The sequence below is a fragment of the Prauserella cavernicola genome, from assembly GCF_016595675.1.
Lineage (GTDB): Bacteria > Actinomycetota > Actinomycetes > Mycobacteriales > Pseudonocardiaceae > Prauserella_A > Prauserella_A cavernicola.
On the sequence record NZ_JAENJH010000012.1, the window covers coordinates 1 to 24,613 of the forward strand.

At 71.5% G+C, this 24,613-nt stretch carries 20 protein-coding genes and 1 pseudogene; 12 read left to right on the forward strand and 9 right to left on the reverse strand.

Annotated features, from left to right (window positions below):
- A pseudogene (locus JHE00_RS36240) lies at window positions 1-110 on the forward strand (YciI family protein); the annotation flags it as partial.
- A gap of 8 nt (window positions 111-118) precedes the next feature.
- Window positions 119-1,264, forward strand: coding sequence for an RNA polymerase sigma factor (locus JHE00_RS31140; RefSeq protein ID WP_200325498.1), 1,146 nt, complete (start codon window positions 119-121; stop codon window positions 1,262-1,264).
- Here the strand turns inward: JHE00_RS31140 and JHE00_RS31145 are convergent.
- Window positions 1,242-2,918: a phospho-sugar mutase gene (locus JHE00_RS31145; protein ID WP_200325117.1), complete on the reverse strand. Its 1,677-nt coding sequence runs from the start codon at window positions 2,916-2,918 to the stop codon at window positions 1,242-1,244. The genes JHE00_RS31140 and JHE00_RS31145 overlap by 23 nt on opposite strands.
- A 69-nt stretch (window positions 2,919-2,987) precedes the next feature.
- Between JHE00_RS31145 and JHE00_RS31150 the strand changes: the two genes are divergently transcribed.
- Window positions 2,988-4,184: a PucR family transcriptional regulator gene (locus JHE00_RS31150; protein WP_200325119.1), complete on the forward strand. Its 1,197-nt coding sequence runs from the start codon at window positions 2,988-2,990 to the stop codon at window positions 4,182-4,184.
- Between the two features lie 239 nt (window positions 4,185-4,423).
- On the opposite strand, the gene JHE00_RS31155 is transcribed toward JHE00_RS31150, so the two are convergent.
- Both JHE00_RS31155 and JHE00_RS31160 read right to left on the reverse strand, forming a co-directional pair.
- Window positions 4,424-5,233 carry a purine-nucleoside phosphorylase gene (locus tag JHE00_RS31155; RefSeq protein ID WP_200325121.1) on the reverse strand — a complete coding sequence of 270 codons (810 nt, stop codon included), beginning with the start codon at window positions 5,231-5,233 and terminating at the stop codon, window positions 4,424-4,426.
- Between the two features lie 37 nt (window positions 5,234-5,270).
- Complete coding sequence (locus JHE00_RS31160; protein ID WP_200325123.1) at window positions 5,271-7,001, reverse strand: serine/threonine-protein kinase; 1,731 nt, start codon at window positions 6,999-7,001, stop codon at window positions 5,271-5,273.
- A 98-nt stretch (window positions 7,002-7,099) separates the two neighbouring features.
- Here JHE00_RS31160 and JHE00_RS31165 point away from each other — a divergent pair, with 98 nt between their 5' ends.
- The 6 genes from JHE00_RS31165 to JHE00_RS31190 all read left to right on the forward strand — a co-directional run bounded on the left by JHE00_RS31165 (window position 7,100) and on the right by JHE00_RS31190 (window position 15,094).
- Window positions 7,100-8,974 carry a methylmalonyl-CoA mutase family protein gene (locus tag JHE00_RS31165; RefSeq protein WP_200325125.1) on the forward strand — a complete coding sequence of 625 codons (1,875 nt, stop codon included), beginning with the start codon at window positions 7,100-7,102 and terminating at the stop codon, window positions 8,972-8,974.
- Window positions 8,974-11,142, forward strand: a complete 2,169-nt coding sequence (gene scpA, locus JHE00_RS31170) for a methylmalonyl-CoA mutase (RefSeq protein WP_200325128.1) — start codon at window positions 8,974-8,976, stop codon at window positions 11,140-11,142. The genes JHE00_RS31165 and scpA overlap by 1 nt, the downstream gene beginning before the upstream one ends.
- Before the next feature lie 2 nt (window positions 11,143-11,144).
- A complete protein-coding gene (meaB, locus tag JHE00_RS31175) occupies window positions 11,145-12,146 on the forward strand; it encodes a methylmalonyl Co-A mutase-associated GTPase MeaB (protein ID WP_200325130.1) in 1,002 nt (333 codons plus the stop codon).
- Between the two features lie 33 nt (window positions 12,147-12,179).
- Window positions 12,180-12,473, forward strand: coding sequence for a hypothetical protein (locus JHE00_RS31180; RefSeq protein ID WP_307832198.1), 294 nt, complete (start codon window positions 12,180-12,182; stop codon window positions 12,471-12,473).
- A gap of 237 nt (window positions 12,474-12,710) precedes the next feature.
- Window positions 12,711-14,000, forward strand: a complete 1,290-nt coding sequence (locus tag JHE00_RS31185; RefSeq protein WP_200325132.1) for a M20 family metallopeptidase — start codon at window positions 12,711-12,713, stop codon at window positions 13,998-14,000.
- Between the two features lie 461 nt (window positions 14,001-14,461).
- Window positions 14,462-15,094, forward strand: coding sequence for an endonuclease domain-containing protein (locus tag JHE00_RS31190; protein WP_230425327.1), 633 nt, complete (start codon window positions 14,462-14,464; stop codon window positions 15,092-15,094).
- 97 nt (window positions 15,095-15,191) lie between these two features.
- On the opposite strand, the gene JHE00_RS31195 is transcribed toward JHE00_RS31190, so the two are convergent.
- On the reverse strand, window positions 15,192-15,644 hold the full coding sequence (locus JHE00_RS31195; protein ID WP_200325136.1) for a gamma-glutamylcyclotransferase family protein: 453 nt from the start codon (window positions 15,642-15,644) through the stop codon (window positions 15,192-15,194).
- A gap of 97 nt (window positions 15,645-15,741) precedes the next feature.
- Between JHE00_RS31195 and JHE00_RS31200 the strand changes: the two genes are divergently transcribed.
- Both JHE00_RS31200 and JHE00_RS31205 read left to right on the forward strand, forming a co-directional pair.
- Complete coding sequence (locus JHE00_RS31200; protein WP_200325138.1) at window positions 15,742-17,142, forward strand: NAD(P)H-quinone dehydrogenase; 1,401 nt, start codon at window positions 15,742-15,744, stop codon at window positions 17,140-17,142.
- A 68-nt stretch (window positions 17,143-17,210) separates the two neighbouring features.
- Window positions 17,211-17,981, forward strand: coding sequence for a VOC family protein (locus JHE00_RS31205; RefSeq protein WP_200325140.1), 771 nt, complete (start codon window positions 17,211-17,213; stop codon window positions 17,979-17,981).
- A 79-nt stretch (window positions 17,982-18,060) separates the two neighbouring features.
- Here JHE00_RS31205 and glpK read toward each other — a convergent pair whose 3' ends face one another.
- Both glpK and JHE00_RS31215 read right to left on the reverse strand, forming a co-directional pair.
- Window positions 18,061-19,575 carry a glycerol kinase GlpK gene (gene glpK, locus JHE00_RS31210; RefSeq protein WP_200325142.1) on the reverse strand — a complete coding sequence of 505 codons (1,515 nt, stop codon included), beginning with the start codon at window positions 19,573-19,575 and terminating at the stop codon, window positions 18,061-18,063.
- Window positions 19,576-19,589: 14 nt separating this feature from the next.
- Window positions 19,590-20,339 carry an MIP/aquaporin family protein gene (locus tag JHE00_RS31215; protein WP_200325144.1) on the reverse strand — a complete coding sequence of 250 codons (750 nt, stop codon included), beginning with the start codon at window positions 20,337-20,339 and terminating at the stop codon, window positions 19,590-19,592.
- A 208-nt stretch (window positions 20,340-20,547) separates the two neighbouring features.
- Between JHE00_RS31215 and JHE00_RS31220 the strand changes: the two genes are divergently transcribed.
- Window positions 20,548-22,293, forward strand: coding sequence for a glycerol-3-phosphate dehydrogenase/oxidase (locus JHE00_RS31220; protein WP_200325146.1), 1,746 nt, complete (start codon window positions 20,548-20,550; stop codon window positions 22,291-22,293).
- On the opposite strand, the gene JHE00_RS31225 is transcribed toward JHE00_RS31220, so the two are convergent.
- From JHE00_RS31225 to JHE00_RS31235, 3 genes are read right to left on the reverse strand one after another with little or no spacing between them, the layout of a single operon-like run.
- Window positions 22,274-23,677 carry a class I adenylate-forming enzyme family protein gene (locus JHE00_RS31225; protein ID WP_200325148.1) on the reverse strand — a complete coding sequence of 468 codons (1,404 nt, stop codon included), beginning with the start codon at window positions 23,675-23,677 and terminating at the stop codon, window positions 22,274-22,276. The genes JHE00_RS31220 and JHE00_RS31225 overlap by 20 nt on opposite strands.
- Window positions 23,674-24,189 carry a GNAT family N-acetyltransferase gene (locus JHE00_RS31230; RefSeq protein WP_200325150.1) on the reverse strand — a complete coding sequence of 172 codons (516 nt, stop codon included), beginning with the start codon at window positions 24,187-24,189 and terminating at the stop codon, window positions 23,674-23,676. Before JHE00_RS31230 ends, JHE00_RS31225 begins: the two co-directional genes overlap by 4 nt.
- Window positions 24,190-24,606 (reverse strand): DUF1707 SHOCT-like domain-containing protein, encoded by a 417-nt coding sequence (locus JHE00_RS31235; protein WP_200325152.1) that lies wholly within the window; start codon window positions 24,604-24,606, stop codon window positions 24,190-24,192.
- Between the last annotated feature and the right edge of the window lie 7 nt (window positions 24,607-24,613).

Sequence of the window (24,613 nt, forward strand, 5' to 3'; positions counted from 1 at the left end):
TCGAACTGGCGGGCGAGCTCTCCGCGGCGCCCGGCAAGGACGGCAAGCCCATCCACGAGTGGCTCGAACTGCGCCCGTTCCTCACCGCGCCGCCCACCGTCACCGAGTGAGCTCCGCCATCGACGAGGCCCGGCTCCGGAGCCTCACCCCGAGCGTGCTCGCGATCCTCGTCCGCCGCGGAGCCGACTTCGCGGCGGCCGAGGACGCTGTGCAGGACGCGTTGCTCGAGGCACTGCGGGTCTGGCCGGGCGACCCGCCGAGGGACCCGAAGGGCTGGCTGGTCACCGTGGCGTGGCGCCGGTTTCTCGACGCGACGCGGGCCGACACGGCGCGGCGCAGGCGCGAGGACCTCGTGGACGAGGAACCGGAGCCGGGGCCCGCCGGCTCCACCGATGACACGCTCCAGCTGTACTTCCTGTGCGCGCACCCGTCGCTGTCGCCGTCGTCGGCGGTGGCGCTCACGCTGCGCGCCGTCGGCGGGCTGACGACGCGGCAGATCGCCCAGGCCTACCTGGTGCCCGAGGCGACGATGGCGCAACGCATCAGCAGGGCCAAGCGCACGGTCTCCGGCGTGCGGTTCGACCAGCCCGGCGACGTGGCCACCGTGCTGCGCGTGCTCTACCTCGTCTTCAACGAGGGCTACTCCGGCGACGTCGACTTGGCCGCCGAGGCCATCCGGCTCACCCGGCAGCTCGCGGCCGCGTTCGACCATCCCGAGGTGGCGGGGCTGCTCGCGCTCATGCTGTTGCACCACGCGCGGCGCGCGGGGCGGACCGCGCCGGACGGGAGCCTGGTGCCGCTCGCAGAGCAGGACCGTGGCACGTGGGACACGGGGCTGATCGCCGAGGGTGTCGGGATCCTGCAGGTAGCGCTGTCCCGCGACCGGCTGGGCGAGTTCCAGGCACAGGCGGCGATCGCGGCACTGCACGCCGACGCTCCCACCGCCGAGGAGACCGACTGGGTGCAGATCGTCGAGTGGTACGACGAGCTCGTGGGCCTGACCGACAGTCCGGTGGTCCGGCTCAACCGCGCCGTCGCCGTCGGTGAGGCCGACGGAGCCAGGGCGGGACTCGCGGAGCTCGCGGCGCTGGACGGGTCGTTGCCGAGGTACACGGCGGTAGCCGCGTACCTCCACGAGCGCGACGGTGACCTGGAGACGGCCGCGCGGCTCTACGCCGAGGCGGCGCGCAAGGCCCCCAACCTCGCGGAACGCGATCACCTGACGCGGCAGGCCGCCCGGCTCAACTCGCGGGGGAGCCGTTGACCGGCCCGAGCAGGCTCGAGATCTCCTCGCGCAGCGTGGCGAGCCGGTCCGTAGCCGTGCGCCGCGCGGCAGGCAGGTCGTCCTCGGTGGCGACCTCGGCCGTCAGCTCCAGATAGACCTTGAGCTTGGGTTCCGTGCCAGAGGGCCGCAGCACCACGCGTACGCCGTCGCCGCGCAGGCGCAGCACGTCGGCGTCGGGCAGCAGGTCCTCGGCGGTCACGGGCGTGCCCGCGAGCGTCGACGGCGGTTCCGCGCGCACCCGCGCCATCAGCTCGGCCCGCGCGCGCAGATCCGGGATCCGGACCGAGATCTGGTCGGTCAGGTACACGCCGTGCCGCACGGCCAGGTGGTCGAGCGCGTCGAACAGCGTCCGCCCCGCCGACTTCGTGGTGGCGGCCAGATCGCACGCGAGCACCGACGCCGCGATGCCGTCCTTGTCGCGCACGAAGTCCGGGTTCACGCACACGCCGAGCGCTTCCTCGTAGGCGTACACCAGACCGTCGCCAGCCCTGGCCAGCCACTTGAAGCCGGTGAGCGTCTCGGCGTAGCGCGCGCCGTAGGTCTCCGCGATGTCCGCGAGCATCGACGACGACACGATGGTGGTCGCCACCAGCGCGTCCGCACCGTTCACTGTGGACAGCACGTGGTCGCCGAGCAGCACGCCAGTCTCGTCACCGCGCAGCATCCGCCACGTGCCGTCGGACTCACGCGCGCCCAGGGCGCAGCGGTCGGCGTCCGGGTCGAGCGCGATGGCCAGGTCGGCGTCGACCTCGGCGGCCAGCGCCAGCAACAGGTCCGTCGCGCCCGGCTCCTCGGGGTTCGGGAACGACACGGTGGGAAAGTCCGGGTCCGGCCTCGCCTGCTCTGCGACCAGGTGCACGTCGGTGAAGCCCGCCGCGGCCAGCGCTCGCTCCAGCACGTCGGCGCCGACCCCGTGCATCGCGGTGGCCGCCACCCGCACCGTGCGCGAGGTGCCCCTCGGCAGCACGGCACAGCGCGAGAGGTAGGCCTCCAGCAGGTCGCCGCCCGCCGTCGTGGTGCCCGGCGCGCGCGGCACCGACACCGCGGCGGGCGCCCCGGCGATCGCGGCCTCCACCTCCTGGTCGGAGGGAGGCACGATCTGCGCGCCACTGCCGTCGTAGAGCTTGTATCCGTTGTCGGCCGGCGGATTGTGCGACGCCGTGATCTGGATGCCGGCCACCGCGCCGAGGTGCCCGACCGCGAACGCGAGCACCGGCGTCGGCAGGGGAGCGGGCAGCACCGTCACCGCGAACCCGGCCGCGGTCAGCACCTCCGCCGCGGCAGCCGCGAACCTCTCCGACCCGTGCCTGGCGTCGCGGCCGACGACCACGGTGCCGCCCGCCTCGCCCCGGCCGCGCAGCCAGGACGCGACACCCGCGGTGGTTCGGACCACGACCGCCGTGTTCATCCCGTTCGGACCGGCGCGCACCGGGCCGCGCAGCCCGGCGGTGCCGAACGTCAGCGGTCCCTCCATGCGTTCCGCCAGGTCGGCGACCGCGGCGGCGTCGCCGCTCATCGCCTGTGCCAGCACGGTTTGCAGCTCCGTGCGCGTGGCGGGGTCCGGGTCGTCGGCGATCCAGCGAAAGGCCTGGTCACGCACGGCGGGTGTGAGCCTGCTCGACTGTTCGGTCACCGAGCAATGTTGTCAAGGACACCGAATGCCGCTACCGTCGCCCCCGCTCGCCAAGGGGGTTCGGCCATCATGCGCAACGACACGGCGCTGATCGGAGTATCCGCCCGCGAGGAGCTGGTCGAACTGGCTCCCGCGATGCGGCGACGGTCCGCCGATGTTGCACATTTGATCTTGCAGCAGATCCAGCTCACGATCCCCGCGTACTCGCGGCCCATCGAGGGCACGTTCGGCAAGGCGATCCTGCACGGCGTCCAGCAGGGAGTGCTCGAGTTCCTCGACCGCCTGCTCGACCCCGAGGCCGCCGGCAACGGCACCGCCGACCTCTTCCGGCACCTCGGCCGCTACGAGGTGATCGAGGGCAGGGGCATCGACGTGCTGCAGTCGGCCTACCGGGTCGGCGGGCGCGTCGGCTGGCAGGCGCTCAGCGAGTTCGGGCTGCGCATGGGCCTTCCCGTCGAGACGATGTGCGAGCTCGCGGCGGCCCTGTTCGCCTACATCGACGAGCTGTCCGCGCTGTCCCACGAGGGCTACGTCGCCGCGCAGGCCCGTGCGGCCGGAGCACAGGAACGCAGGCGCAAACGGTTGCTGGAGCTGTTGCTGTCCGACCAGCGAGCGCCAGCGGCCGTGCTGCTCGAACACGCCGAGGCCGCGGCCTGGACGCCACCGGAGCGGGTCGCGGTGGTGGTGCTCGAGGTCGACGACGGGCGCACCGGTCATCCCGAGCTGGCCGAGGACGTGCTCGTGGACCTGGAGAGTGACGCGCCGTGCCTGGTCGTGCCCGCGCCCGGCGGCGAGGTGCCCGACCTCGCCGACTCGCTGCGCGGCTGGCGGTGCGTGCTCGGCCCCGTTGTCCTGCTCGCCGACGCGCGTGACTCGCTGCGCTGGGCCCGGCAGCTCGCCGGGCTCATCGCCGACGGCGTGGTGGAGGGCGCGCCCGTGGTGTCGTGCGCCGACCACCTGCTGACGCTGTGGCTGCTCAGCGATCGCGGACTCGCCGACCAGCTCGTCGCCAGGGCGCAGGCGCCGCTGGACGGGCTCAACGCCCGCCAGCGCGAGCGCCTCGCCGAGACCCTGTCCGCGTGGCTGGAGACGCGGGGCGGCGCACCCGAGATCGCGGGACAGCTCAACGTCCACCCGCAGACCGTGCGCTACCGGATCCATCAGCTCGACGAGCTCTACGGCGAGCGGCTGCGCGACCCCGACGAGCGCTTCGCCATCGCCGTCGCCCTGCGTGCTCGTCGGCTGCGTCACACTCGACCGGAGTAGCCCGCCCGTAGCCCCGTGAGTACGGGTTCCCGCGCTTTTGTCAGCCGCGTGACAAGTCGCGCAGAGTCAATGCGAAAAACCCTCGTCAGCACACGATCGGGTTATTGTCGCGGCGCCAAGTATCGGTCAGATTGGCTCTGCCACAAGGAAAAGCGCGAGAAGGGAACTCGATGCTCAGCAGGGAAATGGCCGACGTGCCCATCACGACCACGCCGGTGTCCACGGGGAAGTGACGCCACTCAGGCCCGCTGGACGAGCTCCCTCAGCAGACCCCCCATGCGCTCGGCGGCAGCCCTGCCCGCCTCGATGACCTCTTCGTGGTTGAGCGGCTCCCCGGTCATCCCCGCCGCCAGGTTGGTCACCAGCGACAACCCGAACACCTCGACGCCAGCGGCCCTCGCGGCGATCGCCTCCAGCACGGTCGACATGCCGACCAGGTCGGCGCCCAGCGTCCGCAGCATCCGGATCTCGGCCGGTGTCTCGAAGTGCGGGCCCGGCAGTCCGGCGTAGACGCCCTCGGCCAGCGTCGGGTCGATCTCCGTGGCCACGTCGCGCAGCCGGTTCGAGTACAGGTCGACGAGATCGACGAAGTTCGCGCCCGTGATCGGCGACGTCGCCGTCATGTTCAGGTGGTCGGAGATGATCACCGGCTGGCCCACCTGGAAGCCCTCGCGCAGGCCGCCCGCGGCGTTGGTCAACAGCACCGAACGCACCCCGGCCGCGGCCGCGGTGCGCACGGCGTGCACCACGCTCGCGACGCCCTTGCCCTCGTAGAGATGGGTGCGGCCGAGCAGCACCAGCGCCCGCTTGTCGCCGATCTTCACCGACCTGGCCGTGCTGCCGTGGCCGACGGCGCTGGGCGCCTCGAACCCGGGCAGTTCGCCCAGCGAGACCTCCGCCTCCGGCTCGCCGATCACGTCGGCGGCGGGCCGCCAGCCGGAGCCGAGGACCACGGCGATGTCGTGCCGGTCCGTCCCGGTCCGCTCGGCGAGCACCGAGGCCGCGGCGGCGGCGAGGTCACTGGGCTGCTGGCTGATCGTCTCGTTCACGGTCGTGCAGCCTAGTTGCCCGCGGTCACGGGCGCTGTCAGTCGGTCATCGTGAACGTCGGCACGAAGCGGTCGAAGAGTTCGTTGCGGCCGAGCCGTTCCTGTTCCACCGGCACGGTCACGCTCACCACCCACAGGCTCGACCCGCTGAGGAACACCTCCGCGACCGTGGTCCGGTTGATCGCGCGCTCGCCGCTCGCGCCGCGCTCCGCCGTCCGGTACGTCACCAGCAGGCCGTCGCGGTCGGGCAAATCCTCGGAGCGCACGAGCGTGAAGTCACCGGGCGCCCAGGTGGAAGCGATCGTGTCGAGGTAGTCGTCCACGGTCGCGGAGTCGCCGTAGCCAGAGAACCGCTCCACGCCGAGCACCTGCGCGCCGTCGGCCGACACGAACTGCACGCGGGTGCTGGTGGGCAGTGCGCCTTCGGGCTGCTGCGTGACGAACCTGGTCCAGCTCTCGGGCACGTCGACGGAGAACAGGCCGCCCTTCGCGCCCTGCAGGTTGGTGGCGTCGCCCTCGCGGGTCACCAGCCGCTGCTCCTCCTGCGACGGTGTTCTCACGCGCCGCACGTAGTCCGTGCTCTCCGGCGCTGACAACGGCTGGCCCGCCAGTACGCGGGTGAGCGCGAAGCCACCCGCCAGCGCGGCCATGAACAGCAGCATCACCACCAGTACCAGCGCGATCGTGCGGGCCGTCGACCGGCCCTGCGCGCGGGACTCCTCGCCGTTGGTCCCGCCCGGCGACTCACCGCCGTCGAGGAACGGCAACGGCCCCGGGTCGGCGGCGAGCGCTCCGCCGTCCTGTCCGTCGGCCTCCGGTTCCGGCTGCTTCGGCGCTGCGGGCATCGCCGGGATCACCCTGGTCACGCCTGCGTCCGGTCCGTGGGCGCGGCCGTCGTCGCGGAACAGCTCGGGGCCGAACAGTGTGTGCCGCGGTTGCGCCAGGAACGGGTACAGCCTGCGCCGCACCTCCGGCAGCGACATCCGCGCCGACGGCTCCTTCGCCATCAACCCGCGGATCACCGCGGCCAGCGGGCCCGGTGAGGGGTTCGGCACCGCGTCGTGCACGACGCTCGACACGGTCTCCAGCGGATCGCCGTTGACGTCGTAGGGCGGGCGGCCCTCCGTCGCGGCGAACAGCGTCGCGCCGAGACCCCACAGGTCGGCCGTGTAGGTGACGGCACCGCCCGAGGCCACCTCGGGCGCGATGAACGCGGGCGAGCCCAGCATCGTCCCGGTGTGGGTCATGGTGACCTCGGAGACGTTGCGGGCGATGCCGAAGTCGGTGAGCTTGATGCGGCCGTCCTGCGCCACGAGCACGTTGCCCGGCTTGACGTCCCGGTGGGTGATGCCCGCCGTGTGGGCCGCGCCCAGCGCCGCGGCCACCGCGTCGGCCACCGCCGCGGCCTGCCCGACCGAGAGCCGCCTGCCGTCGCGCAGCAGTCCGGCCAGGCTGCGCGAGGGCAGCAGTTCCATCACCACGTACGGATCGCCGTGCTCGAGCACCACGTCGTGGAGGATGATCACGTTGGGATGCGACAGCCCCGCGATGGCCCTGGCCTCGCGCAGCGTGCGCTCGCGAAGCTCGCCCGCCTGGTTGGCCGGGACGCCGGGCGGCATCTTGACCTCCTTGACCGCGACCTGCCGGTGGAGGAACTCGTCGAAGGCGCCCCAGACTGTGCCCATCGCCCCTGAACCGAGCACCGAGCGCAACCGGTAGCGACCGGCGACGGCGCGACGTTCATCGGATGAGGCGGGCACGGCTCCCATTGTGGCGAACGCCCGATCCAGTCCACGTCCGCCCGGTGCACTTCGCCGGGATCAGCGTCACATTTTCGCCACTATGCGTGGGCCTACCATGACGAGTTATGACCGAAACGGCTGGGACATCGGCGTCCGCGCCCGCTGAGCTCGCGCTCGCGGCCGAGTTCGAAACCCCAGGCCGGGGCGATTGGGAGCGGCTCGTCGCAGGCGTGCTGACCAAGAGCGGCGCGCTGCCGGAGGGCTTCACCGGCGCCCCGCAGAGCCTGCTCGCCACCACTACCTACGACGGCATCGAGATCCAGCCGCTCTACACCGCCGACGACGAGGCGCCGTCCTCCGGCTTTCCCGGGCTGTCGCCGTTCGTGCGCGGCGGCCACGCCGAAGGGCACGTGAGCACCGGCTGGGACATCCGCACGCTGCACTCCGGCTCGAACGCCGCCTCGGTCAACGAGGACATGCTCGGCGACCTCGAGCGCGGCGTCGGTTCCGTCTGGCTGCGCGTCGGTGACGCGGCGCTGCCCGTCGCCGAACTGGGCCGGGCCCTGCGCGGTGTGCTGCTGGACCTCGCGCCCGTGGCGCTGGAGCCGGGCGAGGACTACGAGGCCGCGGCCGAGGCGCTGCTCGCCGTACTCGCCGAGCGCGGCACTCCCGCAGGTGCGGCCTGCGGCAACCTCGGCGCCGACCCGATCGGCCTGCGGGCCCGCACCGGAGCGGCCCACGACCTCGCCCCGGCCGCCGCACTGGCCGCCCGCATCGCGCCGCGGTACCCGCAGCTGCGCACCGTGGTCGTCGACGCGCTGCCCTTCCACGAGGCAGGCGGTTCCGACGCGCAGGAGCTCGGCGCGTCGATCGCCGCCGGCGTCGCCTACCTGCGCGCACTGACCTCGGCGGGCCTGAGCGTGGAGGACGCGGCGGACCAGCTGGAGTTCCGGTACGCGGCCACCGCCGACCAGTTCCTCACCATCGCCAAGCTCCGCGCCGCGCGTCGGCTGTGGGCCCGGGTCACCGAGGTGTCCGGGACCGAGGGCGTCGCGATGCGCCAGCACGCCGTCACCTCGCCCGCCATGCTCACGCGCCGCGACCCGTGGGTGAACATGCTGCGCACCACGGTCGCGTGCTTCGCGGCGGGGATCGGTGGCGCCGACGCCGTGACCGTGCTGCCGTTCGACGCGGCCATCGGCACACCCGACGAGTTCGCGCGGCGCATCGCCCGCAACACGCAGTCGATCCTGCTGGAGGAGTCCAAGCTGGCCGGGGTGATCGACCCGGCGGGCGGCTCCTGGTACGTCGAGAACCTCACCGATGAGCTGGCCAAGGCCGCGTGGCGCGAGTTCACCGCCATCGAGAAGGCGGGCGGTATCGAGGCCGAACTGGACTCCGGAGCACTGGCCGAACGCCTCGCGCGGACATGGGACGCGCGCGCTGCCCGGCTGGCCACCCGCGAGGACCCGATCACCGGCGTCAGCGAGTTCCCGCTGCTGGACGAGACGCTGCTCGAGCGCGACCCCGCCCCGTCCGCTGTGGACGGTGGCGGGCTGCCGCGCAGGCGGTACGCACAGGAGTACGAACACCTGCGCGACCGTGCCGACGCCCACCTCGCGGCGCACGGCCACCGGCCGTCGGTCTTCCTCGCGACGCTCGGCCCGCTGTCCGCGCACACCGCGCGCGCCACCTTCGCCGCCAACCTGTTCCAGGCGGGCGGCCTGCAGCCGGTCAACCCCGGAGTGACCGACGACGTGGCCGCCCTCGTCGCCGCCTTCCGCGAGAGCGGCACCACCGTCGCGTGCCTGTGCGGCAGCGACCGGTCCTACACCGAGCAGGCGGGCGAGGTCGCGACGGCGCTGCGGGAGGCGGGAGCCACCGTGGTCCTGCTCGCGGGCAAGCCGGGCGAGCACGACGGCGTCACCGGCTACGTCCACGTCGGCTGCGACGCGCTCGCCGTACTCAGGAGCACCCTCGACACGCTGGGAGTCGACTGATGACCATTCCCGACTTCACCGACGTCGAGCTCGGCACCCCGAGGCCGGGCGACCGGCAGGCCTGGGCCGAGGCGCTGCACACGGCCACCGGCAAGGGCTCCGACGCGCTGACGTGGGAGACGCCGGAGGGCATCGGCGTCAAACCGCTCTACACCGCCGACGACCTGTCCGATGTGGACTTCCTCGGCACGTACCCCGGTATCGCGCCGTACCTGCGCGGGCCCTACCCGACCATGTACGTCAACCAGCCGTGGACCGTCCGGCAGTACGCGGGCTTCTCCACCGCCGAGGCGTCCAATGCCTTCTACCGCCGCAATCTCGCCGCCGGCCAGAAGGGCCTGTCGGTGGCGTTCGACCTGGCGACGCACCGTGGCTACGACTCCGACCACCCGCGCGTGTCCGGCGACGTCGGCATGGCGGGCGTGGCGATCGACTCGATCTACGACATGCGCCAGCTCTTCGACGGCATCCCGCTGGACCGGATGAGCGTGTCGATGACCATGAACGGCGCCGTGCTGCCCGTGCTGGCGCTCTACGTCGTCGCCGCCGAGGAACAGGGCGTCGAACCCGAACAGCTCACGGGGACCATCCAGAACGACATTCTCAAGGAGTTCATGGTCCGCAACACCTACATCTACCCGCCGCAGCCCTCGATGCGGGTCATCTCCGACATCTTCGGGTTCACCTCTCAGCGGATGCCGCGGTTCAACTCGATCTCCATCTCCGGCTACCACATGCAGGAGGCCGGAGCCACGGCCGATCTCGAGCTGGCCTACACGCTCGCCGACGGCGTGGAGTACATCCGCGCGGGGCTGGACGCGGGGCTCGACATCGACAAGTTCGCGCCGCGGCTGTCGTTCTTCTGGGCGATCGGCATGAACTTCTTCATGGAGGTCGCCAAGATGCGGGCGGCCCGGCTGCTGTGGGCCAAGCTCGTCAAACAGTTCTCGCCCGCGTCGCAGAAGTCGCTGTCGCTGCGGACCCACTGCCAGACCTCCGGCTGGTCGCTGACCGCGCAGGACGTCTACAACAACGTGGTCCGGACCTGCGTCGAGGCGATGGCGGCCACCCAGGGGCACACGCAGTCGCTGCACACCAACGCCCTCGACGAGGCGCTGGCGCTGCCCACCGACTTCTCCGCGCGCATCGCCCGCAACACGCAGCTGTTGCTGCAGCAGGAGTCCGGAACGACGCGCGTGATCGACCCGTGGGGCGGCAGCGCGTTCGTCGAGCGGCTCACCTACGACCTCGCGCGCAAGGCGTGGGCCCACATCAGCGAGGTCGAGTCGGCGGGCGGCATGGCCAGTGCCATCGACGCGGGCATTCCCAAGCTGCGCATCGAGGAGGCCGCGGCCCGCACCCAGGCGCGCATCGACTCGGGAAGGCAGCCGGTGATCGGCGTCAACAAGTACCGCGTCGACGCCGAGGAACAGATCGACGTGCTCAAGGTGGACAACGCCGACGTGCGGGCCCGGCAGCTGGAGAAGCTGCGCAGGCTCCGCGAGGAGCGTGACGCGGGCGCCGTCGAGGACGCGCTGCGGCGGCTCACCGCGGGCGCCGAGGCCGACGGCAACCTGCTGGCGCTGGCGATCGACGCGGCCAGGGCCAAGGCGACCGTGGGGGAGATCTCGGGTGCGCTCGAGAAGATCTGGGGCAGGCACTCCGGTCAGATTCGTACCATTTCCGGTGTGTACCGGGACGAGGTCGGCAAGTCGGAGGGCGTTGAGACGGCGCGTGAGCGAGTCGGCGCGTTCGCCGAGACCGAGGGGCGCAGGCCGCGCATCCTCGTGGCCAAGATGGGGCAGGACGGACACGACCGGGGCCAGAAGGTGATCGCCACCGCGTTCGCCGACCTCGGCTTCGACGTCGACGTCGGCCCGCTGTTCTCCACGCCGGCCGAGGTCGCGCGGCAGGCCGTCGAGGCCGACGTGCACATCGTCGGAGTCTCGTCGCTGGCGGCCGGTCACCTGTCGCTCGTGCCCGCGCTGCGCGGTGAGCTCGCCGCGCTGGGCCGCGAGGACATCATGGTGGTGGTGGGCGGTGTGATCCCGCCGCAGGACTACGACGAGTTGCGCGAGGCGGGCGCGGCGGCGATCTTCGGTCCCGGCACGGTCATCGCGGAGGCCGCCATGGGCCTGCTCGACCAGCTCGACGCGCGACACTCGTAGGCATGCCTCGCTCGATCGACGTCGCCGCCTACGCCAAGGGCGTGCTCGCCGGTGACCGCGGGATGCTCTCGCGGGCCATCACCCTGGTCGAGTCCAGCAGGGCCGATCACCGGGGGCAGGCGCAGGAGCTGCTGGTCGAGCTGCTCCCGCACGCCGGAGGCGCCCAGCGGGTCGGCATCACCGGCGTGCCAGGGGTCGGTAAGTCGACATTCATCGACCAGCTCGGCACCGATCTCACCGAGGCCGGTCACCGCGTCGCCGTACTGGCCGTGGATCCCTCGTCGACCCGCACCGGCGGCAGCATCCTCGGCGACAAGACCCGCATGGCCCGTCTTGCCGTCGACCCGGCCGCGTTCATCCGGCCCTCGCCGACCTCCGGCACGCTCGGCGGCGTCGCCAGGGCCACGCGCGAGACGATCGTGCTGATGGAGGCCGCGGGCTACGACGTGGTGCTGGTCGAGACCGTCGGCGTCGGGCAGTCCGAGACGGCCGTGGCGAACATGGTCGACTGCTTCCTGTTCCTCACCCTGGCGCGCACCGGTGACCAGCTGCAGGGCATCAAAAAAGGCGTGCTGGAGCTCGCCGACGTCATCGCGGTGAACAAGGCCGACGGCGAGCATGAACCCGAGGCGCGCAGAGCCGCTCGCGAGCTCTCCGGCGCGCTGCGGATGATCTACGGCCCCGACGCCGAGTGGACGCCGCCCGTGCTCACCTGCAGCGCGCTGACCGGCACGGGCCTGGACACCGTGTGGCAGCAGATCGGCAGGCACCGCGAGACCCTCGACGCCTCGGGTGAGCTCGCGCGCAAACGCAGCACCCAGCAGGTGGACTGGACGTGGGCGATGGTGCGGGACCAGCTGCTCGACCGGCTCGCCGGTCATCCCGAGGTCGGCGCGATCGTGCCCGAGGTGGAGCGCGAGGTGCGGGAGGGGCGGCTCACCGCGACGCTGGCCGCCGAGCGGATCCTCGAGGCGTTCGGCGGAGAGTCACCGCGTGGCGGCTGACGGCAGCCGGGTGGACAAGGCAGACTGTGTCCCGTGCGCAGGTTTGCCGTCCTGGTTGGTGTGTTGGCCGTCGTCATCAGTGCGCTCGTCGTCGGCGCGCCGTCCTCGGTATCGGCGTCGCCGGTGACCGTCGGCCCGGTCGCCGCGGCCGCGCCCGCGCTGGCCCAGGCCGAACCCGGACCCACCCTGGACGATCCGCAGACCGAGGCCGACGCCAGGAACTCCAGGAGCAAGCTGATCGTGGGCGTCGCCGCCGCGTTGCTGCTCGGCATCGTGATCTGGGGCAGGCACGTCCGCAGCAAGAAGAAGGCCAAGAAGAAGAAGTAGCCGCCCTCGGCCGTTGTGGGATCTGTCGACGGCGAGCTGACTGCGACGAACAGTGAGGCCGAACTCTGCGTAGCCGCTCAGCGCAGGTCGGCTACCGTCTGTCTTGTCACTAGGACATCCGGGTCTACTGATCACCTATTTGGTGCAAGACTGGATGCAAATGCGTACGACAATGATTTCCCAGCGGAAGACCGGTGTGCCGGTCCGCGCTGCGCTGGGCTCGTGCGGAGGTGCAGCGTGACGGTGCTCGACTCGCGACCCGAGAAACCCGGGGAGCCCGGTGGCTCCCGGGCCGACTCGTCCGGCGCAATGCTCACCGAGAGTGGTGTGAGCATGGCTCCCTTGGACGATCTGGGCGAGGGCAGAGGCCCGTTCTGGCTCGACGAGTGGTTGAAGGCCCATGCGGGCGACGTGGTGGCCTGGCGCAGGCACATCCACGCCAACCCCGAACTCGCGCGCCGCGAGTACGGCACGACCGAGCTGGTGATGAGCCTCCTGCGTTCCGCGGGCCTCGCGCCGAAGGTGCTGCCCGGCGGCACCGGCGTGGTCTGCGACATCGGCAGCGGTCCCGCGTGCGTCGCACTGCGCGCCGACATGGACGCGCTGCCGCTCACCGAGGCGACCGGACTCCCGTTCTCCTCGACGGTCGACGGCGTGGCGCATGCGTGCGGGCACGACCTGCACACGACGGTGCTGCTCGCCGCGGGCATGGCGCTCGCGACCGCCCCCGAACTGCCCGGCCGCGTGCGGCTCCTGTTCCAGCCCGCGGAGGAGGTCATGCCGGGCGGTGCGCTCGACGCGATCGACGCGGGCGCGCTCGACGGTGTCGACCGGATCTTCGGCCTGCACTGCGACCCCCGGCTCCAGGTGGGCCAGGTCGGTACGCGCATCGGCGCGCTGACCTCGGCCGCCGACCTGATCGAACTGCGGCTCACCTCGCCCGGCGGGCACACGTCGCGGCCGCACCTGACGGCCGACCTGGTGCACGCGCTGGGCACCGTGATCACGCAGCTGCCCGCGCTGCTCTCGCGCCGGGTCGACCCGAGGTCGGGCACCGTGCTCGTGTGGGGTGCCGTGCACGCGGGCGAGGCGGCGAACGCCGTCCCGCAGGACGGCCTGCTGCGCGGCACGTTGCGCACGGCCGACCACGAGACGTGGACGACCCTCGAACCGCTGGTGGCGTCCTCGATCCAGTCGCTGCTCGCCCCGACCGGCGTCGGGTACGAGCTGAACTACCGGCGGGGTGTGCCCCCGGTGGTGAGCGAGGAGGACAGCACGGCGCTCATGCGGGCCGGTGTCGAGGCGGCGCTGGGTGAGGAAGCGACGGCGGGCACCGAGCAGTCGTCGGGCGGCGAGGACTTCGGCTGGTACCTGGAGCACGTCCCCGGCGCGTTCGCGCGGCTCGGCGTGTGGTCCGGAGAGGGCGCCATGCGCGACCTCCACCAGCCGACCTTCGAGGCCGACGAGCGAGCCCTGCTGACCGGCATCCGCGTGATGGTCCACACCGCCCTGGCCTCCCTGGCGTAACCCGCGAGTCCCCCGCCCCAGCGCGCGAGTCCCCCGCCCCAGCGCGCGAGTCCCCCGCTCCGGGCCGCGAGTTCCCCGCTCCGGCACATGAGTTGCGCGCTGGGGCGGTGAGCGACTTATCCACAAGCGGTCGAGTTATCCACAGATTGCGGGTTGGGTCCCCTGGAGGCTCCGCGACAGCGGACCGTGGGGACATGGCATCACTACCCGATGGCCTCCACGGGGCCCACTCGAGAGACGATCTCGTTCGGCTGATCGGCCTGTCGGAAGTCAGGTCCGCGCTGAGCAATGGCCGTCTGACCAGGTTTTCTCGGTCCGTGCTCGTGGACCCCCGCCGCGCGGCCGACTTCGCGACCAGGGCTGCGGCCTGCGTGCTGACGGCCGGGCCGCGAGCCGTCTTGGCCGGTCACAGCGCACTGGCCGTTCACGGCTGCGCGGCCGCTGACATCGCACCTATCCACATGTTGGTGCCGTACGGCACCAAGCCGAGACCGCGGCCTGGCATGGTCGTTCACCACGGCAGGTTCGACGAGCAGGACGTCGAGACCGTCGCGGGGCTGCGGGTGCTCGCGATGGACTGTGCGCTGGCGGAGGTGCTGAGCCGGGGCGCCCGGCGGACGGCGATCGCCTGCGCTGATCAGGCCCTGCGACTCATCCCGGAGCCGGCTCGTGTGGAGTTCCGCGCGTGGGTGGAGGACCGAGTGCGGTCGAGACCTGATCCGAGAGGGCGGCGTCAGGCGCAGGGCCTGCTCGATCTTGCGACGGGACTCGCGGAGTCGCCGGCGGAGAGCTGGACACTGCTCGCGCTGGCCGAGGCCGATCTGCCCATTCCCGAACAGCAGTACCGCATCACCGATCTGGCGGGCAACGACATCTACCGGTTGGACTTCGCGTGGCCGGAGCTGCGGGTGGCGGTCGAGTACGACGGGTATGAGGCTCATGAGGGTCGAGGGGCGGCCGACGCCGCGCGGGAAGCCGACCTGACGCGACGTGGCTGGATCGTCGTGCGCGCCGATGCCGCCGATCTCAAGGATCCGCAGCGGCTGATCGGGGCCGTCACGGCAGCGTTCCGGCGCCGGGGGCTTGCCGCTTAGCTCGTGTCGGATGCGGGAGTGGGCTGCCAGTGCACCTGAGCGCGCAACTCGCGTGCCCGGGCGGGGGACTCGCGCGCCTGGGTGGGGGACTCGCGGGTTAGGGGCCTATGCCCTTGCAGGGGCGGGTTCTGAGGGCTTCGACGTAGTCGGCCGGGGCGCCCGCGTCCTCCGCCGCGTCGGCGAGGACGCCGAGGTAGCGGGCGGACGGGAGACCGCCCTCGTAGGCGTCGAGGACGTAGAGCCAGGCCAGCACCGAGCCGTCCATGGTCTGCACGCGGAGCCGGATCTTGTTGTGCATCCCCAGCTCGCCGCCCTCCCACACGTCGAGGGTCGACTCGTCGGGGTTGGTCACGTCGTAGAGCACCACGAACACCCGTGACGACGGATCCTCCACGATCGTCGCGAGCGCACCCTCCCAGCCGAGATCCTCGCCGCCGAACGTCAGGCGCCAGCCTTCGAGCCACCCGCTGCCCGCCATCGGCGAGTGCGGAGCCCGTTCCATCATCTGCGTGGGGGCCATGTTGGACCCGTACGCGGCATACAAGGGCACGGCCACAGCCTAACCGCCGTGCGCTCACCCGAAAGGACGCACTCCGGATGTGCCCGCCTAGAGTGGGCGCGACGGCCGTGACGAGGAGGGACCCAGCGTGACCAGGATCGTGATCATGGGCGGCGGACCTGCCGGCTACGAGGCGGCCTTGGTCGCGGCACAACACGGAGCTGACGTGACCGTCGTGGAGCGCGACGGCCTCGGTGGCGCGTGCGTGCTGTACGACTGCGTGCCCTCCAAGACGTTCATCGCGTCCTCCGGCGCCCGCGCCAGCCTGCACGGGTTCGGCGAGCTCGGCATCGCGACCGGCGCCGCCGACACCAGCATCGACCTGCCGACCGTGCACGGCCGCGTGCGCGGGCTCGCGCTCGCCCAGTCGGCCGACATCCGTGCCCGCGTGCAGCGCGAGGGCGTGCGGGTGATCAACGGCACCGCCCGCTTCTGCGACGACGAGACCGGCCTGGCCACCCACAAGGTCGCCGTGACGGGCCCCGGCGTCGACGAGGTGCTGGAGGCCGACGTGGTGCTGATCTCCACCGGCGCCACTCCGAGGGTGCTGCCCGGTGCCGTCCCCGACGGCGAGCGCATCCTCGACTGGCGCCAGCTCTACGACCTGCCCGAGCTGCCCGAGCACCTCGCCGTGATCGGCTCGGGTGTCACGGGCGCCGAGTTCGCCTCCGCCTACACCGAGATGGGCGTCAAGGTCACCGTCGTCTCCAGCAGGGACCGCGTGCTGCCCCACGAGGACGCCGACGCGGCCGCGGTGCTGGAGGAGGTCTTCTCCCAGCGCGGCACCACGGTGGTCAAGCACGCTCGCGCCGACAAGGTCGAGCGCACCGAGAAGGGCGTGCTGATCCACCTCACCGACGGCAGGCAGATCGAGGCCAGCCACGCGCTGATGACGGTGGGCTCCATCCCGAACACCGAGGACATCGGCCTCGAGCGCATCGGAATCGAGCCCGGCCCCGGCGGGTTCATCTCGGTCGACCGCGTGTCGCGCACCAGCGCGCCCGGGGTCTACGCCGCGGGTGACTGCACGGGTGTGCTGATGCTCGCCTCCGTCGCCAGCATGCAGGGCCGCATCGCGATGTGGCACGCGCTGGGCGAGGGCGTGGCGCCGATCCGCCTGCGGACGGTGGCCGCCAACGTCTTCACCCACCCCGAGATCGCGACGGTCGGCATCAGCCAGCAGGCCATCGACTCCGGCGAGGTGCCCGCCCGCACGATCATGCTGCCGCTGGCCACCAACGCGCGGGCCAAGATGGAGGGCCTGCGCCAGGGCTTCGTGAAGCTGTTCTGCCGTCCCGCCACCGGCGTGGTGGTGGGCGGCGTCGTGGTGGCGCCCACCGCGAGCGAGCTGGTGCTGCCGATCGCACTGGCCGTGCAGAACCAGCTCACGGTGGAGCACCTGGCGCTGACGTTCTCGGTCTACCCGTCGCTGTCCGGCTCGATCACCGAGGCGGGCCGCCAGTTGATGCGCCACGACGACCTGGACTGAAACTTCCGCGTCCCGCCCGGCCTGCCCGTGGGGTGACACTGGTCAGCGACGACCGGGGGAGGCGGAACATGGTCACGCGCGACACCCCGTGGCCCGACGGGACACCCAGCTGGCTGACCCTGATGGTCCCCGATCCCCGGATGGCCATCGACTTCTACGGAGCCCTGTTCGGCTGGAGTTTCACCGACCTGGGCGACGAACTGGACAACTACCTGCTCGCCGCACTCGGTGGGCGGGAGGTCGGCGGTGTACTGGGCATCCCGCCGGACCGGCCGGACCAGCACGCGGCGTGGACGACGTTCCTGGCGACGTCCGACCTCGAGCGGAGCGTCGCCGCCATCGGCGAGCACGGCGGACGGGTCCTGGTGGCGCCGACGGAGGCCGCCTCGGCGGGCAGGCTGGCGGTGGCCGAGGACCCGGCCGGGGCCGCCTTCGGCCTCTGGGAGGCGGGCGAGCACATCGGCATCCGCGTGGCGAACGTGGCAGGGGCCCCGACCTGGAACGAGTGCCTCGTCCGCGACTACGACCGCGACCGCGAGTTCTACGCCCGGCTGTTCGGCTACACCTTCGACGATGAGTCCGGCGACGGTTTCCGGTACGCGACGCTCAAGGTCGGCGGCGCCGTGGTGGGCGGCATCGGCCAGCTGCCGGAGACCGTGCCCGCCGACGTGCCCCCGCACTGGTCGACGTACTTCGCGGTGGCCGACACCGACGCCGCGGTGCACCGGATCACCGAACTGGGCGGTGCTGTCGTGAGCGCGCCGTCCGACTCGCCCTACGGCAGGCTGGCGCTGGTCACCGACAACCAGGGCGTCTACTTCCGGGTCATCGCGTCCTGACACGAGGAAGCCCGCCGCGCGAGCGACGGGCTTCCTCATGGCGGCGCCGGCTGGGGGTGCCCGACGCCGAGGTCTGGCCTCAGTCGTCGGTCTCCACCCAGTCGAACGTCTTGGTGACGGCCTTCTTCCAGTTGCGGTACTCGCGCTCGCGGCGGATGTCGTCCATCGCCGGGTCCCACTGCTTGTCCTTGGCCCAGTTGCTGCGGATGTCCTCCTCGCCGGCCCAGAAGCCCACGGCGAGGCCCGCCGCGTAGGCGGCGCCGAGCGCGGTGGTCTCGTTCACCACGGGGCGGATCACCGAGACGCCGAGGATGTCGGCCTGGAACTGCATCAGCAGGTCGTTGACGACCATGCCGCCGTCCACCTTGAGCGTCTTGAGCGGCACTCCGGAGTCGGCGTTCATCGCGTCGATCACCTCGCGCGTCTGGAACGCGGTGGCCTCGAGCACGGCCCTGGCCAGGTGGCCCTTGTTGACGAACCGGGTGAGGCCGACGATCGCGCCGCGCGCGTCGGACCGCCAATACGGGGCGAACAGACCGGAGAACGCGGGCACGAAGTAGGCCCCGCCGTTGTCCTCCACCGTGCGCGCGTACTCCTCGATCTGGGCGGCCGAGGTGATCAGGCCCAGGTTGTCGCGCAGCCACTGCACCAGCGAGCCGGTGACCGCGATGGAGCCCTCCAGCGCGTAGACGGTGTCGCGCGTGCCGATCTTGTAGCAGACCGTGGTGAGCAGACCGTTCTGCGAGAGCACCTTCTCGGTGCCGGTGTTCAGCAGCACGAAGTTGCCGGTGCCGTAGGTGTTCTTCGCCTCGCCGGGCGACAGGCACGCCTGCCCGAACGTGGCCGCCTGCTGGTCGCCGAGGATGCCGGCGATGGGGACGCCGCCGAGCGCGCCGCGCTCGCGGACCTTGCCGTACTCCTCGGACGACGACCGGATCTCCGGCAGCATCGACATGGGGATGCCCATGTCGGCGGCGATGCCCTCGTCCCACGACAGGGTCTCGAGGTCCATCAGCATGGTGCGCGAGGCGTTGGTCGGGTCGGTGACGTGAATTCCGCCGTCGGTCCCGCCGGTCATGTTCCACAGGACCCAGGTGTCCATGTTGCCGAACAGCAAATCACCGGCCTCGGCGCGCTGCCGAACACCGTCCACATTGTCCAGGATCCACTTGATCTTCGGACCCGAGAAGTACGTGGCGAGCGGCAGGCCGGTCTTCTGCCGGTAGCGCTCCTGCCCGCCGCCGAGCGCGCCGAGCTCGTTGACGATGCGGTCGGTCCTGGTGTCCTGCCACACGATCGCGTTGTAGACCGGTTTGCCCGTCTTGCGGTCCCACACCAGCGTGGTCTCGCGCTGGTTGGTGATGCCGACGGCGGCCACGTCGGCCGCCGTGATGTCGGCGTTCGCCAGCGCACCCGCCGCCGTGGCCCTGGCGTTGGCCCAGATCTCCTCGGCGTCGTGCTCGACCCAGCCCGCCTGCGGGAAGATCTGCTCGTGCTCGCGCTGGTCGACGGCGACCACCCTGCCGGAGTGGTCGAAGATCATCGTTCTGGTCGACGTGGTGCCCTGGTCGATCGCGGCGATGTAGGTAGGCATTGTTCGCTCCAGAATCAGGTCAGGCCGTCAACGGCCAGGAACAGGAGTGCGGCGAGCGTGGCACCGACCAGCGGGCCGATGACCGGGACCCAGGAGTAGCTCCAGTTGGCATCTCCCTTACCTCGGATCGGCAGGATGAACGCGTAAGCGATACGGGGGCCGAGGTCGCGCGCCGGGTTGATGGCGTAGCCGGTGGGGCCACCGAGTGAGGTACCGATCACCAGGACCACGAACGCCACACCCGCGTAGCCGAGTGCCGCGTTGCCGAAGATGGGCACGCCCTCCTCGCTGGCGGCGGCCACGGGGGTGAGCAGGATCCAGAGCAGCAGCACGAACGTGCCGATGACCTCGGTCACGGTGTTCCACGCCTTGCCGGGCAGCGTGGGTCCGGTGGAGAAGATTCCCAGTGTGTTCTGGGGTTCTGGATGATTGTCGAACTGCAGCTTGTAGGTCAGCCAGGTCAGGACGGCGCCGAGCACACCACCGACCATCTGCCCCGCCCAGTAGATCGGTACGTCCGACCAGTCGAGCTTGTCGGCGACCGCCAACCCCAATGTCACGGCCGGGTTGATGTGGGCTCCGGTCGGGTTCGCGATGCTCGCGCCCACGAACACGGCGAAACCCCATCCGACGTTCACGAACAGGAAGCTCTCGTTGCTTCCCAGCGTGTTCCGCAACACGCGGTTCGCGACCACGGATGTACCCAGCAAGACGAGCACCGCAGTGCCCATCATCTCCCAGACGAAAATCGCACCGGCACTCATGGCTCCGCCCTCCACACTGGACACCGTTTGCGCAGGGCCGTGGCGGCCTGTGATGGCGCCGTTGCCGACCCACAGGTCTCGCACGCTACCCGCCTGTGAGTGATCGCTCCAAGCGCTGAGTGTCGCAATCTGTTTCCATGCGATGCGAGCAGCCGGGAACGTGCCATGCTGGACACGTGCGCCGGATGTCGGAGGCGAGGAGGACCACGTGACCGCGCAGCGCGAAAACGACCCCCGAAAGAGCGAACCGGCGCGACTGGGCCCCCTGAGCCGTGCCGCGTCCTGGGACCGACTTGGCAAGGAGACCTTCGACCTCGTCGTCATCGGTGGAGGCGTGGTGGGCGCGGGCGTGGCCCTCGACGCCGCCACGCGTGGCCTGCGGGTCGCGCTGATCGAGGCGCGCGATCTCGCCTCGGGGACGTCGAGCAGGTCGAGCAAGCTCTTCCACGGCGGGCTCCGCTACCTCGAGCAGCTCGAGTTCGGTCTCGTGCGGGAGGCGCTGCGCGAGCGGGAGCTGATGCTCACGACGCTGGCGCCGCACCTGGTGAAGCCGGTCAGTTTCCTGTACCCGCTCACGCGCCGCGTCTGGGAGCGGCCCTACACCGCGGCCGGACTCTTCCTGTACGACACGATGGGCGGCGCGCGATCGGTGCCCGGCCAGAAGCACCTCACCAAGGCCGGGGCGTTGCGGATGGTGCCCGCGTTGAAACGCGACGCGCTGATCGGCGGCATCCGGTACTACGACGCGCAGGCCGACGACGCGCGCCACACCATGACCGTGGCCCGCACCGCGGCGCACTACGGGGCGGTGGTGCGGACCTCGACCCAGGTGATCGAGTTCCTGCGCGAGGCCGACCGCGTCTCGGGCGTGCGCGTGCGCGACGTCGAGAACGGCGCCGAGACAGAGGTTCAGGCCAGCGCGGTCATCAACTGCACGGGTGTGTGGACCGACGAGCTCCAGCGGCTCTCGGGCAGCAGGGGCCGCTTCCGGGTGCGTGCCAGCAAGGGCGTGCACATCGTGGTGCCGCGCGACCGGATCGTGTCGGAGTCGGGGCTGATCCTGCGCACCGAGAAGTCCGTGTTGTTCGTGATCCCGTGGCGCAACCACTGGATCGTGGGAACCACCGACACCGACTGGAACCTCGACCTCGCACACCCGGCCGCCACCAAGCACGACATCGACTACCTGCTCGAGCACGTCAACTCGGTGCTCGCCACACAGCTGACCCACGACGACATCGAGGGTGTCTACGCCGGACTGCGGCCTCTGCTGGCGGGAGAGAGCGAGGAGACCTCCAAGCTCTCGCGCGAGCACGCCGTGGCACGTGTGTCGCCGGGGCTCGTCGCGATCGCGGGCGGCAAGTACACGACCTACCGGGTGATGGCGGCCGACGCCGTGGACGCGGCCGCGGTGGACCTGCCCTCGCGCGTGCAGCCGTCCATTACCGACAAGGTGCCGCTGGTCGGCGCCGACGGTTACCACGCGCTGGTGAACCAGGTCGACCACCTCGCGGCGGAGCACGGACTGCACCCGTACCGCGTGCGGCACCTGCTCGACCGCTACGGCTCGCTCGTGGGCGAGGTGCTCGCGCTGGCCGACGGCAGGCCCGAACTGCTCAAGCCCATCGAGAACGCGCCGGACTACCTCCGGGTCGAGGCCGTCTACGCGGCCAGCGATGAGGGGGCCCTGCACCTGGAGGACGTGCTCGCCAGGCGCACGCGCATCTCGATCGAGTACCCGCACCGCGGCGTCGACTGCGCGCAGCAGGTGGCCGAGCTGATGGGCGAGGTGCTCGGCTGGTCGGCCGAGACGACCGCCCGCGAGGTGGAGGTCTACCGGGCGAGGGTCGAGGCCGAGCGCGACTCGCAGACCAAGCCCAGCGACGAGGCGGCCGATGCCAGGCGATCCGCGGCACCGGAGGCGCGCGACAAGCTCATCGAGCCCGTGAGCTAGCCAGCAGGACCTTGTCGACCTTGCCGATGGGCGTCAGCGGCAGGGAGTCGGCGAACTCGACGCTCGCCGGGACGAAGTGCTCTCCGCCGAGTGCGTCGCGCACGTGGGTGCGCACGTCCTCGGCGGAGAGTTCGCGTTCGGCGACCACCACCGCGTGCACGAGCCTGCCGTCCTCGCCGTCGACCCCGAGGACGGCGGCTTCGCGCACGCGGGGATGGGCGACGATCGCGTTCTCCACGACGGAGGAGTAGACCTTGGTGCCGTGCTCGCCGGTGACGATCACGTCGTCGGCGCGGTCGAGCAGGTACAGGTAGCCCTCGTCGTCGAAGCGGCCCAGATCGCCCGTGCGCAGCCAGCCGTCCGTGACGGCCTTCGCGGTGAGCTCCGGATCACCGTGGTAGCCCTCCATGAGGGCGAGCCCGCGCACCAGCACCTCGCCGTCCTCGACGCGCGCCTCCATTCCGGGCACGATCCGGCCGACCGAGCGCAGCCGCTCCGGGCGCCCGGCGACCTCGTCGGCGGAGATGCTCGCGATCATCGGCGCCTCGGTGAGCCCGTAGCCCTGGCCCACCACGGGGCCGAACGCCTCGAGTGCCTGGGCGAGCCTGCGCGCGGGCAACGGACTGGCACCGACGGAGAGCCTGCGCACACTGGAGAGATCGGTGTCCGCGAGCGCGGAGTGGTCGAGTAGCCGCGCCAGCCGGGGCGGCGTCAACGTCAGCTGGGTGATCCCGTGCGTGCCGATGGCGTCCAGCACCGCGCCCGCGTCGAAGCCGTCGTGCAGTACCACGGTGTCGCCGCACAGCAGAGCTCCCAGCGCGGCGCAGTTGCCGGTGAGGTGCGACAGCGGGGCGACGAGCAGCAGCCGGTTCGGGCCGGCCGGGTCCGGCCGGAAGATGTGGGCCATGCCGTCGTAGATGCCGCGATGGCTGATCAGCTTGGGTGTGCCGGTGGTGCCGCCCGAGGCGAACACCGTGTGCACGCCGGAGGGCAGCGGCCCAGGCTGTTCCACACCGGACGGACGAAGTGGAACGATTCGGGCGGGCGGGGACGGTTCGCGGCCGGGTTCGGCGAAGCACGCGGTGACGCCGGGGGAGGAGAGCACCGCCTCGCGTTCCGGGGCGCTCGCCGACGCGGGCACCAGCAGCACGCTCGCGCCCCGCAGCTGTGCCGCGAGCTGGCCGAGGATCGTCTCGGGGCGGTTGCCGCCGAGCACCGCGACCAGATCGCCCTCGCCGAGTCCCTCGCCGGCGAGCGTGCCGTGCAGGCGCAGCAGCAGCTCGGCCGACTCGGCGTAGGTGGTGCCGACGCCGTCGTGGACGAACGCGGTGGTGTCGCCGCCCCGCTCCAGCACCTCGAGGACCCGGCTGAGGAAGTAGCTCATGACGCCCGGCGCGTCCAGCGCGTCTCGCCCGCCTCGTCGGTGCCCGTGCGGACGAACCCGCAGCGGCGCGCGACCGACGCCGAGGCGTGGTTGCCCGGGTCGTGCAGGTAGTCGACCTCACGCAGGCCCAGCGTTCCGAACCCGAACCGCAGCGCGGCCTCGACCGCAGCCGCGGCGATGCCCCTGCCCCGCGCGGCTGGATGGACCCACAACGCCACCTCGGCCGTGCCCGCGTCGAGGTCGAGCTCCTTCAACCCGATCTCGCCCAGCAGCGGGCCGTCCGGCCGCTCGGCGACGGCCCACGAGCACCGCTTCCCGCTGTCCCACTCGCTCTCGCGCAGCTCCACGTAGGCGCTCGCCGCGTGCAACGTGTCCACGATGTAGCCGGGCACGAACCGCTGCTGCACGGGATCGGTGAAGGCCTCGACGAGTGCCTGCCGGTCGTCGAGCCGGTGATCGGCCCGAAACCGGCGCAGGCGGTACGCGCCGGCGTCGATCTCGACGGGTTCCACCTAGTAGCGCCGAGGCCCTCGCGAGGCGAAGGACCCCGCGATCATCGCGACGATCGCGGGCAGCAGGAACACGAAGATCACCCCGCGGGCGAGCGTGAAGAACAGGATCACCGCGATGATCGCCGCGATCGGCACCGCGCTCGACGCGAGCCGCTGCTGCCACGTCTGTGGCGACGGCGTAGGCGGCGCCGGTGTCGGCGCGCGCCTCCCCGGGGTCAGCACAGGCGGTTTCGGATCCGGCAGGTCGGAGAAGAGCGGTGCGAGGTCGCGGCGGAACTTCGCCGCACTGACCTGCTGGGAGCGTTCGTCGAACTCGCTGAGGTCCAGCCTGCCCGTGCGGACGTGTTCGGAGAGCGCGTCCAGCGCTTCCTGCCGCTCAGCGTCGCTGAGCCGGTACTCCGGTCGTTCGACGGCCACGTTTCGA

Coding starts and splice junctions, on each gene's coding strand:
- JHE00_RS31215 (WP_200325144.1), bottom strand. CDS start 20,339: ATGAGTGCCGGTGCGATTTTCGTCTGGGAGATGATGGGCACTGCGGTG.
- meaB (WP_200325130.1), top strand. CDS start 11,145: ATGCCTCGCTCGATCGACGTCGCCGCCTACGCCAAGGGCGTGCTCGCC.
- JHE00_RS31165 (WP_200325125.1), top strand. CDS start 7,100: ATGACCGAAACGGCTGGGACATCGGCGTCCGCGCCCGCTGAGCTCGCG.
- JHE00_RS31190 (WP_230425327.1), top strand. CDS start 14,462: ATGTTGGTGCCGTACGGCACCAAGCCGAGACCGCGGCCTGGCATGGTC.
- glpK (WP_200325142.1), bottom strand. CDS start 19,575: ATGCCTACCTACATCGCCGCGATCGACCAGGGCACCACGTCGACCAGA.
- scpA (WP_200325128.1), top strand. CDS start 8,974: ATGACCATTCCCGACTTCACCGACGTCGAGCTCGGCACCCCGAGGCCG.
- JHE00_RS31205 (WP_200325140.1), top strand. CDS start 17,211: ATGGTCACGCGCGACACCCCGTGGCCCGACGGGACACCCAGCTGGCTG.
- JHE00_RS31150 (WP_200325119.1), top strand. CDS start 2,988: ATGCGCAACGACACGGCGCTGATCGGAGTATCCGCCCGCGAGGAGCTG.
- JHE00_RS31225 (WP_200325148.1), bottom strand. CDS start 23,677: ATGAGCTACTTCCTCAGCCGGGTCCTCGAGGTGCTGGAGCGGGGCGGC.
- JHE00_RS31160 (WP_200325123.1), bottom strand. CDS start 7,001: ATGGGAGCCGTGCCCGCCTCATCCGATGAACGTCGCGCCGTCGCCGGT.